This window comes from Bradyrhizobium sp. USDA 223 (assembly GCF_044909005.1).
Taxonomy (GTDB): Bacteria; Pseudomonadota; Alphaproteobacteria; order Rhizobiales; family Xanthobacteraceae; genus Bradyrhizobium; species Bradyrhizobium yuanmingense.
Genome location: NZ_JBIYDR010000001.1, coordinates 4,575,630 through 4,591,931 on the forward strand (window position 1 = coordinate 4,575,630; position 16,302 = coordinate 4,591,931).

A 16,302-nucleotide genomic window follows, 5' to 3' on the forward strand; every position below is an offset into this window, starting at 1 on the left:
CGACGGCACGCCCTTCGCAATCTCATCGAGTTGAGGCCCTCAGCGCACGGTGACCGGCGCGGGCAGCGGCGGCACAACGGTGGGCTGCGTCCCCGGGACCGGGCCCGCCTGGGCGGACATCGGAGCCGGCCCGGCAGCGCTCTGCGTCGGCGCGGCGGAGGCCGTCGCCGTTCCCGGCGGCGGACCACCCGGCATCACGACAACGCGGGTGCCGACCTTGACGCGCTCGAACAGGTCGGAGACGTCCTCGTTCAGCATGCCGATGCAGCCGGAGGAGACGAACTTGCCGATCGTCGAGGGCTGGTTGGTGCCGTGGATGCGGTAGACGGTCGAGCCGAGATACATCGCGCGGGCGCCAAGCGGATTGCCCGGGCCGCCGGCCATGAAGCGCGGCAGATAGGGCTGGCGCTCGATCATCTCGGTCGGCGGATGCCAATCCGGCCACTCGGCCTTGCGGGTGATCTTCTGCACGCCGGTCCAAGTGAAGCCGTCGCGGCCGACGCGGACACCGTAGCGGATCGCACGGCCGCCTCCGAGCACGTAATAGAGGTAGGTGTTGGGCGTATCGACCACGAGCGTGCCGGCCGGCTCCTTGGTCTGGAACGCGACCTCCTGACGGCGCAGGTTCGGCGGCAGCTGCACCGGTGCAGCATCGGGCTGCTCCTCGGGCGGCAGCGCGGCCAAGGCCACCGGGCGGCCATCCGTGCCCACGGGCGGCTGTCCGGCCTGGACCGCCCCGGTCGCGGCAGGACCGCCCACAGCCTCGGGCGGACGCAGGCCATCATTGGCGGGCGATTGCTGAGGCGGACGGTCGGCGTAGATCACCGCCGGCGGACCGGCGGGCCGGCCGTAGCGGGGATCGTCGGGCGACATCACGGGGCCCTGCGGCGCGGCCGAATAGACCGGCGGGGCACCAGCCGGGCGCCCATAGCGCGGATCATCCGGCGACATCACCGGACCTTGGGGCGGGGCAGCCGAATAGACCGGAGGCGCGCTCATCGGACGACCGTAGCGCGGATCGTCGGCCGGACCGGGCGGCGGCAGCGAGGCATGCGGCATCGCCTCGTCGTCTTCGTCGAGCGCGTCGAAATTCGGCATGCGGTCACCGGGCCGATATTCGGCCGGTGCGCCATAGCCGGGCACCTGCTGGATCGGATAGCTCTGAGCCTGAGCGAGCGAGGTTCCCGCCGCAGCGACTGTTGCGGCAGCGCATATCGTCAGAAAGTGTTTGATCATCATCGCTCTTGTATAGTCCCCAAGCCCGATCGGACCGTTAACGGCCAGATGACGGAAGATAGCGGCACATTCAAGACATATCAGGCGTATTTGCGCCGGATTTGCCGATTTGTGATCCGCAAGACTACCGTTGCCCCGTTGCATCACGGGGCTGAAATCGTGTCGCGCCTTCGATTGGCGCGACGGTCGACCGCGATTTTAACGGAACGATGCGGAGACGTTGCGATATGGTCGAATCAGCCTGATTCGCCACCTTTTTGAGCTCCGATCCCGCGTGGCGAACGCGGCAAGCAGTACCGTCACCGCGTTCAGATGGCTCTTGAGCCCCGGCCACTCCGCCGCCGGGGCGGAAATTCGCAATCGCTCAATGCTTCCCGGCTTTCGCTTCCTGTTTGCCGCGATCCTGCTGTCAACCTCCATCCTGGTGTTCGGCCTAGGGGCCGCCGCGCTGCTCCGGGCGACCCATCAGCAATATGTCAACAACCCCGGCTGGCGGAACGGGCCGCAGGAGCAGGTGTTTGCGCAAGCGCCCGAGCCGGCCCAGCCGGTGCTCGCGGTGCTGCGGGCCGAGCCGGAGCCGCCCGCCGAGACCACGCCATCGCTGCGCGACCAAGTGCCGACCATCGCTCTGCCCTTGAGCGAGCCCGAACAGGTGGCCGCACTCACGACCGAGACCGACGTCCAGCCTGAGGCCGCCGCGCCCCTGGCTGAAGTGCCGGCCATCGAACCAGCCAAGCCCGAACCGACGGTGGCGGCCGCAGCGCCGGCTTCGATCGATACGCTGACCCCCGCCGACACCACGGCCGGGATTCCCGAGGCCCAGCCTGCCGCAATCGCCAACGAGCCGGAACCGGCTGACCCGGCCCTCGCCGCCGCGGCGCTCGATGTCGCCTCCGCAAGGCTCGCTGCGCTGAACGCTGCCACGGCGGCGACGGACGCGCCGGCGAAGGCCAGAACCGAGAGCAGCAAGGTCGAGAGCACCAAGTCGGACAGCAAGGCGACCAAGCGCAAGGCCAAGGCCAAGAAGCGCCAGCGCGTGGTGCGGCGCCCGCCGCCTCAGCAGCTGCAGCAGCAGCTCGATCCGTTCGGTCAGCAGCAGCCGGCTTTCGCGACAACAACGACCGCACGCACGCGGTGATCTTCTTCACCTCGCCCCGCTTGCGGGAGCCGATCTGGAACGCTCACAGAGGTCGTCATGCCCGGGCTTGTCCCGGGCATCCACGTTCTTCGTACTGCGCGTCAAGGCGTGGATGGCCGGGACAAGCCCGGCCATGACGCTGTGGAAGCGCGAACGCATCCAATACTCATATCACGCCGGGCCGGTCGCGATGGCCGGGCCGCCGGCCTGGCCCCATTCCGACCACGAGCCGTCATAGAGCGCGGTGTCGGTGATGCCGAGGCGGTAGAGCGCGAGCGTCAGCACGCCGGCCGAGACGCCGGAGCCGCAGCTCGTCACGATCGGCGCATCCAGCTTGACACCGGCATTGGTGAAGGCGGCGCGGAGCTCGTCGAGCGGCTTCATCTCGCCGGTCGCGGCGTCGAACAGCAGATTGTAGGGCACGTTGCGGGCGCCGGGGATGTGACCGGAGCGGATGCCCGGGCGCGGCTCGGGCGCGCGGCCCTCGAAGCGATCGGCGGCGCGCGCGTCGATCACCTGCTCGTTGCGGCTTTCGACATTGGCGATCAGTTGCTGCATGCTGCGCACGCGGTTTGCATCATAGCTCGCCGTGAAGGTCGCCGGCTTCGGCTTGACCTCGCCGCTCTCGGTCGCGCGTCCCTCAGTGCGCCACTTCTTCAGCCCGCCATTGAGGATACGCACGTTGCTGTGGCCATAGGACAGGAACATCCACCACGCACGCGGCGCTGCGACCCAGCCGCCGGCATCATAGAGCACGACGGTGTCCGCGTTGGAGATGCCTAGATTGCCGACGTCGCGGCCGAACTGCTCCGCGCTCGGAAACATGTGCGGCAGCGGGTTGGAATGATCCGACACCGCATCGACGTCGAAGAGCACGGCGCCCGGCAGATGCGCGGCGAGATAGTCGTCCTTCGGCAGCGGCAGCAAGCCCGGCAGCTTGAAGCTGGCGTCGAGGATCTTGAGGTTGGCATCGCCGATGTGAGCGGCGAGCCATTCGGTGGAGACGAGGGGGTCGGTGGCGATGGTCATGGGCATGCTCCGGCAATTGTCTTAGTCGTCATGGCCGGGCTTGTCCCGGCCATCCACGTTCTTTCTTGCGGCGAAGACGTGGATGCCCGCGACAAGCCCGGGCATGACGGAGTGTGTGGCACGCGCGGCGTCCAACTCACCCCTTCTTCTTCGGCTCCCACTTCTCTGTGGGCCCGCCGGCATCGCGCCAGGCGGCGTAGCCGCCGGCGATGTGGGCGACGGGCTTGAGGCCCATGTCTTGCGCGGTCTTGGCCGCGAGCGCAGAGCGTAAGCCCCCGGCGCAGTGGAACACGAACTTCTTGTCCTCCTGGAAAATCGGTTTGGCGTACGGGCTCTGCGGGTCGATCCAGAATTCGAGCATGCCGCGCGTGCAGGCGAAGGCGCCGGGGATGCGGCCGTCGCGCTCGATCTCGCGGGGATCGCGGATGTCGACGATGACGACGTCGCCGTTCCTGGAGATCTCGATCGCGTCCTTGGCGGTGAGCGTCTCGATCTCGGCATTGGCCTCGTCGATCAGCGCCTTGATGCCGCGGGTGATGGTCTGGGGCACGTGCTTCTCCCTCTTGTTGTCATTCCGGGGCGCGCGTAGCGCGAGCCCGGAATCCATTCCTCTACATGCACTGCGCCCGATGGATTCCGGGTTCGCCCTTCGGGCGCCCCGGAATGACGACGGGAGGCATCAGTGCGTCAATTCCTTCATCGCGGCTTCCAGCCCCTCGATCGTGATCGGATACATCCGATTGGCGAAGATGCGCTTGATGATGGTGGTGGATTCCGAATAGTCCCAGTGCTTCTGCTGCACCGGATTCAGCCACACCGTATGCGGATAGGTGCGGATGATGCGGTCGAGCCAGACCGAGCCCGGCTCCTCGTTGACGTGCTCGACCGAGCCGCCGGGCACCATGATCTCGTAAGGCGACATCGAGGCGTCGCCGACGAACACGACCTTGTAGTCGTGCGGGTATTTGTGCAGCACGTCCCAGGTCGGCGTGCGATCGGTGAAGCGGCGCTTGTTCTGCTTCCACACGCCCTCATAGAGGCAATTGTGGAAGTAGAAATACTCCATATGCTTGAACTCGCTCTTTGCCGCCGAGAACAGCTCCTCGACCTGCTCGATATGCGCATCCATCGAGCCGCCAATGTCGAAGAACACCAAGAGCTTCACCGCGTTGCGCCGCTCGGGTCGCATGTGCACGTCGAGATAGCCGTGATTGGCGGTCTCGCGAATGGTGGTGTCGAGATCGAGCTCGTCCGGCGCGCCGGTGCGGGCGAATTTGCGCAGGCGCCGCAGCGCCACCTTGATGTTGCGGATGCCGAGCTCGACATTGCCGTCGAGATCCTTGAACTCGCGCTTGTCCCACACCTTCACGGCGCGGTTGTTGCGGTTCTTCTCCTGGCCGATCCGCACGCCTTCGGGGTTGTAGCCGTGGGCGCCGAACGGCGAGGTGCCGGCGGTGCCGATCCATTTCGAGCCGCCCTGGTGACGGCCCTTCTGCTCCTCGAGGCGCTTCTTCAGGGTCTCCATGAGCTTGTCCCAGCCCATGGCCTCGATCTGCTTCTTTTCTTCTTCGGTTAGGTATTTCTCGGCGAGCTTCTTCAGCCACTCCTCGGGGATCTCCGCCTTCTCCATGGCGTCGAGCAGGCTTTCCAGCCCCTTGAATACGGTGCCGAAGACGCGGTCGAACTTGTCGAGATTGCGCTCGTCCTTCACCAGCGAGGCGCGGGACAGGTAATAGAAATTCTCGACCGTGTAGTCCGCAAGGTCGGCGTCGAGCGCCTCCATCAGCGTGAGGTACTCGCGCAGCGTCACGGGGACCTGCGCATCGCGCAGAGAGGTGAAGAATTGCAGGAACATGGGTGACAGATTGCCCGTCGGGTGGCGAACGTCAAGGGGCGGCGCACCTCTCCCATTGGGAGAGGTGAACCACGCGCGTCGCGAACCAATTCAACGTGGACCCAATCACTTTTTGCTCTAGAATTGGCGAAATCAAGGGGTGGTTTGGGGGACGTTTGCAATGGGAATTGTCGCCGCGCTCATCATCGGCGCGATCGCAGGCTGGCTTGCGGGCAAGATTGTCCACGGGGCGGGATTTGGGCTGGTCGGCAACATCGTCGTCGGCATCATCGGCGCGCTGGTGGCGAGCTGGGTACTGCCGCAGCTGCACATCCAGCTGGCAACGGGCACAATCGGCGCTATCGTCGATGCCACGATCGGCGCGGTGATTGTGCTCATCATCCTTTCGCTGATAAAACGGGTCTCAAAGCCTGACCGAACCAGGAACGGCCGCCGCGAGCGGCCGTTCGCTTGTCGTGAGCAAGGCCATTGAGACTGGCAATGCCTTGCGACGACGACCAACAAGGACGCGCAATGAAATTTACCGGCACCAAGGACTATGTTGCGACTGATGACCTCAAGGTCGCCGTCAACGCTTCGATCGTGCTGGAGCGCCCGCTCCTGGTGAAGGGCGAGCCCGGCACTGGCAAGACGGTGCTGGCGGAGGAAGTGGCGAAGGCGCTGAACGCGCCGCTTCTGACCTGGCACATCAAGTCCACCACCAAGGCGCAGCAGGGCCTCTACGAATACGACGCGGTATCGCGCCTGCGCGACAGCCAGCTTGGCGATGCCCGCGTGTCCGACATCAGGAACTACATCAAGCGCGGCAAGCTGTGGGACGCGTTCACCAGCGAGCAGCGCCCGGTGCTCCTGATCGACGAGATCGACAAGGCCGACATCGAATTCCCCAACGACCTCTTGCTCGAGCTCGACCGCATGGAATTCCACGTCTACGAGACCGGCGAGACGATCAAGGCCAAGCAGCGCCCGATCATGATGATCACCTCCAACAACGAGAAGGAGCTGCCGGACGCGTTCCTGCGCCGCTGCTTCTTCCACTACATCAAGTTCCCCGACGCCGACACGATGGGCCGCATCGTCGACGTCCACTTCCCCGGCATCAAGAAGCGCCTCGTGGAAGAAGCCCTGCGCATCTTCTTCGAGGTCCGCGAGGTGCCCGGCCTGAAGAAGAAGCCGTCGACCTCAGAGCTCTTGGACTGGCTCAAGCTGCTGCTCAACGAGGACATGAGCGCCGAGCAGCTGCGCGAACGGGACCCGCGCAAACTGATTCCGCCGCTGCACGGCGCGCTGCTGAAGAACGAGCAGGACGTGCATCTGTTCGAGCGGCTGGCGTTCTTGAGTCGACGGGAAGTGTGAGCCTCGGGCTCGCTCGCGATAGCGCCCCGCTGTCGCTTCAAACATTGGTGTCATTCCCCGCGAAGGCGGGGAATCCAGTACGCCGCAGCATCTCGATTGAATCACTCCTGTCTCGGAATACTGGATCGCCCGGTCAAGCCGGGCGATGACAGTGAGAGTGTGGCACCCGCCTGCTTCCCCATCGTCATTGCGAGCGCAGCGAAGCAATCCAGAATCTTTCCGCATTGACAGTCTGGATTGCTTCGCTGCGCTCGCAATGACGGAGCAAGCCAATTCAATTTGCTGACATACCTTCGCAGCCTCGCGGCTCATCTCGCCCGAGCTTTGCTTCATTCCGTCGCCCAAAAGAAAGAGGGCGCAGGGAAGACCGGGTGCCGACGGGCACCCGCGGTCCGCTGCGCGAAAAGCACACGCAGAAAACCGCACAGCAGCATACAGGTGTCGCCGATCACTCGGCCTTCCCTGCGCGATGGTCGGACGGCTTATGCCGCGCTCTCCCGGGAGCCGAATTCCTTCTGGCCTCCCTCGCCCCGCGAATTGACGATGCCGTCCGCCCGGTTGGGTTCGCGCGCATCTCCGCAGCCAGCTTGACCGTAGCAACGACGGCCAGGACCACACGGTTTTGCCGTACGCAGCTCATCCGGCTTCGCCAAGAGGCTTCGCCGGACTTCAGCGCCGTTCGTCTGCACGGGGGCCTCGGGCTCACAGGGACTACCCGCCCTGCCCGCACCCATCGTGCCGACGCTGCCGCGTCCACCGCAACCCGGCCCGCGTTTCGAACGACTCGCGAACCGCCCCTCTTCGTCGGGCCGGGCTGTTCAGGTTATGCCGCAATTCCGAATTTCGGTAAAGCGGAATATTTTTGCGGGAAGGGGTTGACGGGGCAGCGACACAGCCGGTCTCGTAGGGTGGGTTAGCGTCAGCGTAACCCACCTCTTTCGTTTCTGCATCGGCAGAAGTGGTGGGTTACGCTACGCTAACCCACCCTACGCAGTCGTGCCTCACGCCACCGCGGCGTCCGGAATCCTTGCGGCTTCCATCGGCTGCTTGCCGCGGATCAGGTCGGAGGCGCGGTCGGCGATCATCATGGTGGATGCATTGAGGTTCGCCGAGATCATGCGCGGCATGACCGAGGCGTCGATGACGCGGAGGCTTTCGAGGCCGTGGACGCGGAGATGGTCGTCGACCACCGCCCAGGTGGAATCCGCCGGGCCCATGCGGCAGGTGCAGCCGGGGTGGAACGTGGTGGTGCCGCGCTCGGTGGCGGCGTGCAAGAATTCGTCGTCTGTGTTGACGTTGGGGCCGGGGAAATCCTCGTAGGCGTAATAGGGCGACAGCGGCGCGGACTTCAGCAATTTGCGCGCGAGCTTCATGCCGCCGACGATGACGCGGCGGTCGAGCTCGGCATCGAGATAATTGGTCTGGATGATCGGCGGCGCGAACGGATCGGATGAGCGGATGCGGACATAGCCGCGGCTCTCCGGCCGCTGCTGCCAGGACGCCACCGTCATGCCGGGCTCATCCTCGAGCTGGCCCTGCACGCCCTCCTTGTAGCTTGCCGGCGTGAAGGTAAGCTGCAGATCGGAGCTCTCCGCGCTCTCGCCGGAATGCCAGAAGCAATAGACCATGGTCGGCGACAGCGACAGCAGGCCGCGGCGCGCGGTGGCCCATTTCGCCGCCTCGACCCAGAGACGCCAGCCGCGGCGGAGCTCGTTGATGGTCTTGATGTCCTTGACCCGCGCCACCGTGCGCGGGGCGTAGTGATCCTGCAGGCCCTCGCCGACCGGCAGCGCGTGACGCACGGCGATGCCGTGCTGCTGCAACAGATCCGGCGAGCCGATGCCGGAGAGCTGCAGCAGCTGCGGCGAATTATAGCTGCCGCCTGAGAGGATCACCTCCTTGTTGGCGCGCACTTCGACGGGATGGCCGCCGCGGCCGCCCTTCATGTAGCGCACGCCGACGGCGCGCTTGCCCTCGAAGATGATCTCGGTCGCGTGCGCATGCGTATGCACATGCACGTTGGGCCGCTTCATCGCCGGCTTGAGGAACGCGGTGGCGCCGGAGACGCGCAGGCCGTTGTTGATGGTGCGCTGGCAGTAGGAGACGCCTTCCTGGGTCTTGCCGTTGTAATCGGGATTGCGGGGAATGCCGAGCGAGACCGCGCCTTCCATGAAGGCCTCGCAGAGCGGATCGCGCCAGTTCATGGTGGTGACGATGAGGTTGCCGTCGCGGCCGCGATAGGTGTCCTCGCCCTCGCCGATCCGCTTCTCCAGTCGGCGGAAATAGGGCAGCACGTCGGCATAGCCCCAGCCGCGATTGCCCATCTGCGCCCAGGTGTCGAAATCCATGCGCTGGCCGCGATTGTAGATGTGGCCGTTGATCGAGGACGAGCCGCCCAGCGTCTTGCCGCGCGGCGCGTAGATGCTGCGCCCGCCGGTCCAGGGACCGGGCTCCTGCTGATAGGCCCAGTTGATGCTCTTCATGTGGAAGGTCTTGATGAAACCCGCCGGCAGATGGATGTAGGGGTGCCAGTCGGACGGGCCCGCCTCGAGTACGCAAACGGAGGTGTTGGGGTCCTCGCTGAGCCGGCTGGTGAGCACGCAACCGGCGGAGCCCGCGCCGACGATCACATAATCAAATCTATCCATGGTCCCTCGGCCGCCCCTAGCGCGGCTTGTCGTTGAGTTGAAATTCGAGATGCGCCTGCACCGTCGGCCATTCGGCGGCGGTGATGCTGTAGACGACGGTATCGCGCAACGTGCCGTTCGGCGCGACCTGGTGGCTGCGCAGGATGCCGTCCTGCTTGGCGCCCAGGCGCTCGATGGCGCGGCGGCTCTGGTGGTTGAAGAAATGCGTGCGGAACTCGACCGCGATGCAGTTCAGCGTCTCGAAGGCATGGCGCAGCAGCAGCAGCTTGCACTGCGTGTTGAGCGGGCCGCGCTGCGCGCTCTTGCCGTACCAGGTCGAGCCAATCTCGACGCGGCGGTTGGCGGCATCGATGTTCATGTAGGTGGTCATGCCGACGATCTTGCCGCCGGCATCGAACACGGTGAAGGGCAGCATCGAGCCCGCGGCCTGCAGGCCTAAGCGGCGGTCGATCTCCTTGCCCATGTTCTCCGGCAGCGGGATTGCGGTGTACCACAGCTTCGACAGCTCGCCGTCCTTGACCGCCTCGACCAGCCCTTCGCGATGGTCATGCGACAGCGGCTCGAGACGGGCGTGCTGTCCGCGCAGGGTGATGGGATCGGGCCAGGGCATTTCTCACTCCATAATGACTGCCGTCATTCCGGGGCGCGACGAAGTCGCGAGCCCGGAATCCATAACCACCGCCTGGGGTTATGGATTCCGGGCCTGCGTGCTGGCGCACGCATCCCGGAATGACGACGGATGTATTGGCACAACTCGTCCAGATACATTCACTTGTTCAGAAAATTCAACGGCAATCCGCCGCGCGGCCAGTCCATGGCGATCAGCTCGCCCTTGCCCGACAGCGTGATGTAGGCGGTCCTCAGCTCGGGGCCGCCGAAGGCGATGTTGGTGGTGACGCGGTCGCCGGTCGGGACCTGTTCCACCAGGGTGCCGTCGGGCGCGATCACCGAGATGCAGCCGGAGACGAGCGTGGCGATACAGACATTGCCGCCAGCTTCCACCGCGAGCGAGTCGAACATCTGGTAGCCGCCGAGGCCGCAGATCGGCTGGCCGCGCTCGCCGCGATAGATCGGATCGCGCGGCTTGAGCGTGCCCGGCGCCGAGAGCTCATAGGCCCAAAGCCGCCCGGTCGGCGTCTCCGCGATGTAGACCGTATTCTCGTCCGGCGACAGGCCGATGCCGTTGGCCGGCAATACGCCATGCACGATTTCGACGACCTCGCTCATGCCGGGCTTGAGGTAATACATGCCGCCGACGTCCATCTCGCGCGCGCGGCGCTTGCCGAGATCGGAGAACCAGAGGCCGCCGTGCTTGTCGAAGACGAGGTCGTTCGGCCCGCGCAGATCGTGGACGCCGCATTTGGTCACGACGGTCTCGACCTTGCCGGATTGCAGGTCGACGCGCTGGATCGCGCCGCCGAGATAATCGTCCGGCTGCGGACCCGGCATGATCATCTTGCCGGCCGGAATCCAGGAGAAGCCCCCATTGTTGCAGATGTAGATCTTGCCGTCGGGTCCGAGCGCGGCGCCATTCGGGCCGCCGGGAATCCTGGCCACGATCTCCTTGCGGCCGTCGGGATAGACGCGCGTCAGGCGCTGGCCGCGGATCTCCACCAGCACCACCGAACCGTCCGGCATCACGACCGGCCCTTCGGGAAATTCGAGGTCGGTGGCGAGAACGCGGACGTTGGACATCGGAGACCCTCCCGGCTGCTTGTTATGGCTTGCACGGGATGTCCGGCACGGGCCCCCGCAGGCAAGATTTGCCTGCGGTTATGGCAAAGTCGCCGGAGCTTGCCAAGCAAGCGGGACGGTATGCCAGCGTTGCGTGTTATTCGCTGACAGGTATCCAGATTTCGAAGCCGCCGTTGCCGGTGGCGGGATCGAACTTTTCGTCATAGCGCTCGAAGTTGGGCGCGTCCGCGGCTTTCAGGCCAGACGCCGGCAGCCATTGATTCCAGATCGTGTTGACGGTGCGCCGGATCGAGGCGACGTGATCCTTGTGCGTGAACACCGCATAGCGCTGCTCCGGAATGCGGATGCGACCGAAGCGGCGCGGCAGGTCGGAGAAATCGGCGACCTCGACGCCGGCAATGTAATCGAAATTGCCGGCATCATCGCCGTTGCAGCAGACGCCGTAGGCGACGTTGCCTACGCGCGCGGGAATGTCGAGGACCTCCCGATTGAAGCGCTGCCATAGACCAGGGATCATGGCACCGTTGTCGCAGGAGATGCGCTCGGCGAGACCGGCGACGAGGAAGGCTTTTGCGGTCTCGAAACGCGGTGGGGCAAGATGGTCGAGCATGGTGGAGTCCATGAGGATCGGCTCCTGTAGCCTGAGCTGGTTGACGCACGCTGCCGCCCTCACCGCTTCGGGCGTGGTGCCGAATTGGTCGCGGAACGCGCGGGTGAAAGCTTCGTGCGAGCCGTAATCTGCCTCCAGCGCCAGCGACAGGATGTCCGGCGCTCCCTTTGCAAGACTGCGCGCCGCCTCACTCAGCCGCCGCGCGCGCACGTAGCGCATCACCGGCAGACCGACGGCTGCGGCGAACGCACGCACGATGTGGAACCGCGACACGCCCGAGATCGCAGCGATCTCGTCGAGCGTCATCGGCTCGGCCAGATGGCTCTCGATATACCAGAGCGCGCGCTGGGCTGGATTCATGTGGTTCAGGCCCTCGTTCGAAGCGCGGCGATGATGCGCCGGTCGGCATCACCCTGCTTGATCGGCATTGCGGTGCTCCGCATGAGGATAGCCGGCCAATGGAAGCTGGCAACGCCCCGGTGTTCGTGGCTACACTCACCGAAACCGCTCACGAGAAAGAGGAACCGGGTCATGGAAATCACCGATGTGCGGGCGCACCATATCCGCATCCCCTATGATGCCGGCGTCGCGAGCTTCCGCCAGGGCGCTTCCGCCATCACGGCCCTCGACATGGTCCTCGTCGAGGTCACGACCGATGCTGGGCTGACCGGCTGGGGCGATGCTTTCGCCTATGTCTGCCCGCACACGACGCGCAGCGCGGTCGAGGAGATGATCGCGCCGCAGGCCCGCGGGCTGAAGGTGCCCGATGCGGCCGGCATTGCCGCGGTGATGGAGCAGATCCAGCGCAACCTGCATCTGTTCGGCCGCTACGGCATCACGATGTTCGCGATCTCCGGGCTCGATATCGCTTTGTGGGACTTGGCCGCGAAGGTCGCCGGCGTGCCGCTGCATCGCCTGCTGGGCGAGATCAGGCGCACCGCCATTCCGGCTTACGCGAGCCTGCTCCGGATCGGCGCGCCCGACACCATCGCCGCCGAATGCAGGAAGGCGCTCGCGCTCGGCTATGGCGCGATCAAGCTGCACGAGACCACGACGCCTGCGGTGCTCGCCGCGCGCGCGGCGATCGGCCCGAGCATTCCACTGATGGTCGACATGAACTGCCCGCTGACCGGAGAGCAGGCGATCGCGTTCGCGGCGACATGCCGCGAGGCGCAGCCGATGTTCCTGGAGGAGCCGGTCTGGCCGCCGGAAGACTTCGCCACGCTTGCCGAGGTGCGCAGCAAGAGCGGCGTCGGAATTGCCGCCGGCGAGAATGCCTGCACCGAATATCAATTCCGCCAGATGATGGAGGCAGGCGCGGTCAGCCACGCCCAGCCGTCAGTTATCAAGGTCGGCGGCATCACGGAATTCCTGAAGGTCGCAGACTTGGCCGATCGGTCCGGCGTCAAGATCGTGCCGCACTCTCCTTACTTTGGCCCGGGCCTGCTGGCGACGCTGCATCTGCTCGCGACGCGCGACGACGGGCTGGTCGAGATGTTCTATCTGAAGCGCGAAGCCTGCCTCTGGGGCGGCCGCGCCGATGTCGATGCAAGCGGCCACGTCGCGGTGCCCACGGACCGCGGGCTTGGCTATGAGCCCGATCGCGGCGTGATGGAGCGCTATCGCGTGGCGTGACCGGCGCGCCTATTTCGCAGCATCCTTCGCCGGCGGCGCGTCCTGCTTCTTCTTCAGATCCTCGGCGGTCTTCGCCTGCGCGGCCTGGAGATCAAGAAGCGTCTTCTGCAGGCCGGCGACGGCTGTCTTCAACGCATCGATCTGGCGACCCGCCGCATCCAGCTTCTGCTGATGATCGAGGGAGAGCTTGGTGATCGTCTTCTGCAGGAAGTCGACATTGCTCTGAAGGCAGCTGGTGCGGCGTTCCATGGTCTTCTCGACCGTGCAGATCTCGATGCCGGGCACGTCCTGCGCGAGCACGGGCAGAGGCGCCAGCGCTGCGAGCAGCAACATTGCGAAACAAATGCCGGCGTTTCGAAGCAGCATGAAAGTTCCTCGCCAGTCGATCACATCAATGTGCGCTGTTTGCGCACTGCAGCGTGAGGCTACCACACTCGCACCGCATTCTCGCGTTGAGCTTGGGCTCGTTCCCCTTGGGACGGGGGAGCAGTGAACCGCATGCGGAAGAAGTGGGCGCTCTCCGCGGCTTTGTTTAGGGGAGATTTTCGGAATGGCAACGCGCGATAGACGTTTGGCGGAATTCGACGGCGCCGGAGAACCACCGCCGGGCCTGCCACTCGAAGTGCTGTGCGAGGATCACAGCGGGACCTATCAACTGCCGTTCGCCTGCCGCTATGTCGAGGGACGCTGGCAGAACCACGAGGCCGGGATTGCGGTGGAAGCAACCGTGATCGGCTGGCGCCTGCCGCGCGTGAAGCAGCGCGGGGCCGCCTGAAGGCGGTGTCTGTTTCAAAATGCGACGGGGCGGCGCTGCGCTTTAACCTTCGCAACGCGGCCCGAACGAATCACGTCCGAATCAGCCGAAGCGCCTTGTACGCACCTGTTCACGGCTAGATCTCGCTGCGGTTCGGCAGGCGCGCACAATATCTGCGCAGCCGGCCGGATCGCAGGCGCCTGTCACCGGGTCCAAAGGTTAATTGTTGCAAAGGCATAGCGCTGCGGTCCGCAGCGGAGGGCCGCCGCCCCCGAAACAGGCACAGCCGTGCAACGCCTGCCTAATATTCGACCTCGAGCTCCTCGATCTCGGCCGGCTCCTCCTTTGCCGCCGCGACCCATTCCTGCATCTCGGGCATGGCCATGATGGTGTCGGCATAGGCCTTCAGCGGCGGTGCGAGCTTAACGTCGTAGGTCACGAAGCGCGTCACGACGGGAGCGTACATCGCATCCGCCATGGTGCGCTTCTCGCCAAACAGGAAGGGACCGCCCGATTTCTCCAGGCAGTCGCGCCAGATGAACCAGACGCGGTCGATATCGGCCTGCGCCCGCGACCAGATCTTGAAGCCGGGAAAGTGCCCCTTCAGGTTGACCGGCAGCGAGGCGCGCAAAGTGGTGAAGCCGGAATGGATTTCGCCTGAGATCGAGCGGCAATGGGCGCGCTGGATGCGGTCGGCCGGCAACAGGCCTGCGTCCGGCATCACCTCGTTGAGATATTCGGCAATCGCCAGCGTGTCCCAGACCACGGCGCCCTCGTGCCGCAGGCACGGCACCAGGATCGAGGACGACAGCAGCAGGATCTCCGCGCGCGCCGACGGATCGTCCGGCGCGGTGACGATCTCCTCGAAGTCGAGCCCGGAGAATTTCGTCAGCAGCCAGCCACGCAGCGACCAGGACGAGTAGTTCTTGCTGCTGATGGTCAGTGTCGCCTTCGCCATAGAGCCCTTCCCTCACGCCTGGGCAACGCACCCCGCGCGTGCGTGCCCGTGATCTGTGCCTACCCGCCCGGGGCGCAGCAAGCGACGTGCCAATTTTCCGGGCGGTCCGGCTCCCGTCTGGCTTCGATATTGCATCACGACAGGAGGCAAGTGGGCGCTTCAGTATGATGTCGATGTATTATCAGGCTTTTCAGAACCACATGGACCTGACTGCGCCATGGCGCGCGGGGGCTTCGTCCGCACTCAAATTCCTCAATCTGGTGCCTCAGGGCTCATCGGACCAGGTGGTCGGCCGGCTGTCGGCCGCGCTGGAGCTGATCTCGCGCTCCACCCTCACCTATGACCGTCCCGCCTACGGCATCGACAGCGTCATGGTGGGCAACCGCGAGGTCGCAGTCAGCGAGGAGATCGCCTACGCGACGCCGTTCGGCTCGCTGCTGCACTTCAAGAAAGAAGGCGTCGGCGAGCAGCCGCGCATGCTGCTGGTGGCGCCGATGTCCGGACATTTCGCCACGCTCCTGCGCGGCACCGTGAAGACGCTGCTGCAGGACCACGACGTCTACATCACCGACTGGCACAATCCGCGCGACATCCCGCGCAGCGAGGGCCGCTTCGGGCTCGACGACTACACCGAGCACCTGATCGACTTCCTTGGGCAGCTCGGGCCGCGCCCGCACATGGTGGCGATCTGCCAGCCGTCCGTCTCCGCGCTCGCGGCTGCCGCGATCATGTGCGAGGACAACCATCCCTCGCGCCCGGCGACGCTGACGCTGATGGCCGGCCCGATCGACACGCGGATCCAGCCGACCAGGGTCAACGAGTTCGCCAAGAGCAAGCCGATCGAATGGTTCGAGCGCAATCTGATCAACTACGTGCCGGTGCAGTGCCGCGGCGCCCTGCGCAAAGTCTATCCCGGCTTCGTGCAGCTCAGCGCCTTCGTCTCGATGAATCTCGAGCGCCACATCAAGCAGCACATGGACCTCGCCAACCACATCGCCAAGGGCGAGAAGGAGAAGGCCGCGACCATCAAGACCTTCTACGACGAATATTTCGCCGTGATGGATCTGCCGGCCGAGTTCTACATCGAGACCGTGCGCGACGTGTTCCAGGAGCACCTCCTGCCGCAAGGCAAGCTGATGCATCGCGGCCGTCAAGTGAACACCAAAGCCGTCAGTCGCATGGGGCTGATGACGGTCGAGGGCGAGAAGGACGACATCTGCTCGATCGGCCAGACGCTCGCCGCCCAGGACCTCTGCACCGGCGTGCGCGCCTATCGCCGCGTCCACCACATGCAGGCCGGCGTCGGCCATTACGGCGTGTTCTCCGGCAAGCGCTGGAACAACGAGATCTATCCGCTGCTGCGGGACTTCGTGCACGTGAATTCGTGA

At 65.2% G+C, this 16,302-nt stretch carries 15 protein-coding genes and 1 pseudogene; 6 read left to right on the top strand and 10 right to left on the bottom strand.

Annotation, left to right across the window (positions count from 1 at the left end; translation table 11 throughout):
* Positions 1-39 precede the first annotated feature (39 nt).
* Positions 40-1,236: a L,D-transpeptidase gene (locus ABIA40_RS21345; protein WP_271541877.1), complete on the bottom strand. Its 1,197-nt coding sequence runs from the start codon at positions 1,234-1,236 to the stop codon at positions 40-42.
* A gap of 367 nt (positions 1,237-1,603) precedes the next feature.
* On the opposite strand from ABIA40_RS21345, the gene ABIA40_RS21350 reads away from it, so the two are divergent.
* Positions 1,604-2,374 carry a hypothetical protein gene (locus ABIA40_RS21350; RefSeq protein ID WP_404543153.1) on the top strand — a complete coding sequence of 257 codons (771 nt, stop codon included), beginning with the start codon at positions 1,604-1,606 and terminating at the stop codon, positions 2,372-2,374.
* 171 nt (positions 2,375-2,545) lie between these two features.
* On the opposite strand, the gene sseA is transcribed toward ABIA40_RS21350, so the two are convergent.
* The 3 genes from sseA to ABIA40_RS21365 all read right to left on the bottom strand — a co-directional run bounded on the left by sseA (position 2,546) and on the right by ABIA40_RS21365 (position 5,258).
* Entirely contained in the window at positions 2,546-3,403 is an 858-nt protein-coding gene (sseA, locus tag ABIA40_RS21355; RefSeq protein WP_404543154.1) for a 3-mercaptopyruvate sulfurtransferase, read from the bottom strand.
* Between the two features lie 136 nt (positions 3,404-3,539).
* Entirely contained in the window at positions 3,540-3,953 is a 414-nt protein-coding gene (locus ABIA40_RS21360; protein WP_036013188.1) for a rhodanese-like domain-containing protein, read from the bottom strand.
* 129 nt (positions 3,954-4,082) lie between these two features.
* The gene (locus ABIA40_RS21365; RefSeq protein WP_036013185.1) at positions 4,083-5,258 is read right to left on the bottom strand and encodes a VWA domain-containing protein; all 1,176 of its coding nucleotides are present in this window, start codon (positions 5,256-5,258) and stop codon (positions 4,083-4,085) included.
* A gap of 160 nt (positions 5,259-5,418) precedes the next feature.
* Here ABIA40_RS21365 and ABIA40_RS21370 point away from each other — a divergent pair.
* Together ABIA40_RS21370 and ABIA40_RS21375 are read left to right on the top strand one after the other, a co-directional pair.
* Positions 5,419-5,661: pseudogene (locus tag ABIA40_RS21370) on the top strand (GlsB/YeaQ/YmgE family stress response membrane protein); the annotation flags it as partial.
* A gap of 110 nt (positions 5,662-5,771) precedes the next feature.
* Positions 5,772-6,614, top strand: a complete 843-nt coding sequence (locus ABIA40_RS21375; protein ID WP_036042145.1) for a MoxR family ATPase — start codon at positions 5,772-5,774, stop codon at positions 6,612-6,614.
* 1,001 nt (positions 6,615-7,615) lie between these two features.
* On the opposite strand, the gene ABIA40_RS21380 is transcribed toward ABIA40_RS21375, so the two are convergent.
* The 4 genes from ABIA40_RS21380 to ABIA40_RS21395 form a co-directional block, all read right to left on the bottom strand.
* Complete coding sequence (locus ABIA40_RS21380; protein WP_271541886.1) at positions 7,616-9,262, bottom strand: GMC family oxidoreductase; 1,647 nt, start codon at positions 9,260-9,262, stop codon at positions 7,616-7,618.
* A 16-nt stretch (positions 9,263-9,278) separates the two neighbouring features.
* A complete protein-coding gene (locus ABIA40_RS21385) occupies positions 9,279-9,872 on the bottom strand; it encodes a GNAT family N-acetyltransferase (RefSeq protein ID WP_271541887.1) in 594 nt (197 codons plus the stop codon).
* Positions 9,873-10,030: 158 nt separating this feature from the next.
* Positions 10,031-10,957, bottom strand: coding sequence for an SMP-30/gluconolactonase/LRE family protein (locus ABIA40_RS21390; RefSeq protein ID WP_271541889.1), 927 nt, complete (start codon positions 10,955-10,957; stop codon positions 10,031-10,033).
* Between the two features lie 136 nt (positions 10,958-11,093).
* Entirely contained in the window at positions 11,094-11,927 is an 834-nt protein-coding gene (locus ABIA40_RS21395) for an AraC family transcriptional regulator (protein ID WP_271541891.1), read from the bottom strand.
* A gap of 171 nt (positions 11,928-12,098) precedes the next feature.
* Here ABIA40_RS21395 and ABIA40_RS21400 point away from each other — a divergent pair, with 171 nt between their 5' ends.
* The gene (locus tag ABIA40_RS21400; RefSeq protein WP_271541893.1) at positions 12,099-13,202 is read left to right on the top strand and encodes a mandelate racemase/muconate lactonizing enzyme family protein; all 1,104 of its coding nucleotides are present in this window, start codon (positions 12,099-12,101) and stop codon (positions 13,200-13,202) included.
* Between the two features lie 9 nt (positions 13,203-13,211).
* On the opposite strand, the gene ABIA40_RS21405 is transcribed toward ABIA40_RS21400, so the two are convergent.
* The gene (locus ABIA40_RS21405) at positions 13,212-13,568 is read right to left on the bottom strand and encodes a hypothetical protein (RefSeq protein ID WP_271541895.1); all 357 of its coding nucleotides are present in this window, start codon (positions 13,566-13,568) and stop codon (positions 13,212-13,214) included.
* Positions 13,569-13,752: 184 nt separating this feature from the next.
* Here ABIA40_RS21405 and ABIA40_RS21410 point away from each other — a divergent pair, with 184 nt between their 5' ends.
* Entirely contained in the window at positions 13,753-13,977 is a 225-nt protein-coding gene (locus ABIA40_RS21410) for a hypothetical protein (protein WP_024339451.1), read from the top strand.
* A gap of 280 nt (positions 13,978-14,257) precedes the next feature.
* Here the strand turns inward: ABIA40_RS21410 and ABIA40_RS21415 are convergent, their stop codons facing one another.
* Positions 14,258-14,914 (bottom strand): glutathione S-transferase family protein, encoded by a 657-nt coding sequence (locus ABIA40_RS21415; protein ID WP_157281691.1) that lies wholly within the window; start codon positions 14,912-14,914, stop codon positions 14,258-14,260.
* A gap of 164 nt (positions 14,915-15,078) precedes the next feature.
* Here ABIA40_RS21415 and ABIA40_RS21420 point away from each other — a divergent pair, with 164 nt between their 5' ends.
* Positions 15,079-16,302 (top strand): polyhydroxyalkanoate depolymerase, encoded by a 1,224-nt coding sequence (locus ABIA40_RS21420; protein ID WP_271541897.1) that lies wholly within the window; start codon positions 15,079-15,081, stop codon positions 16,300-16,302.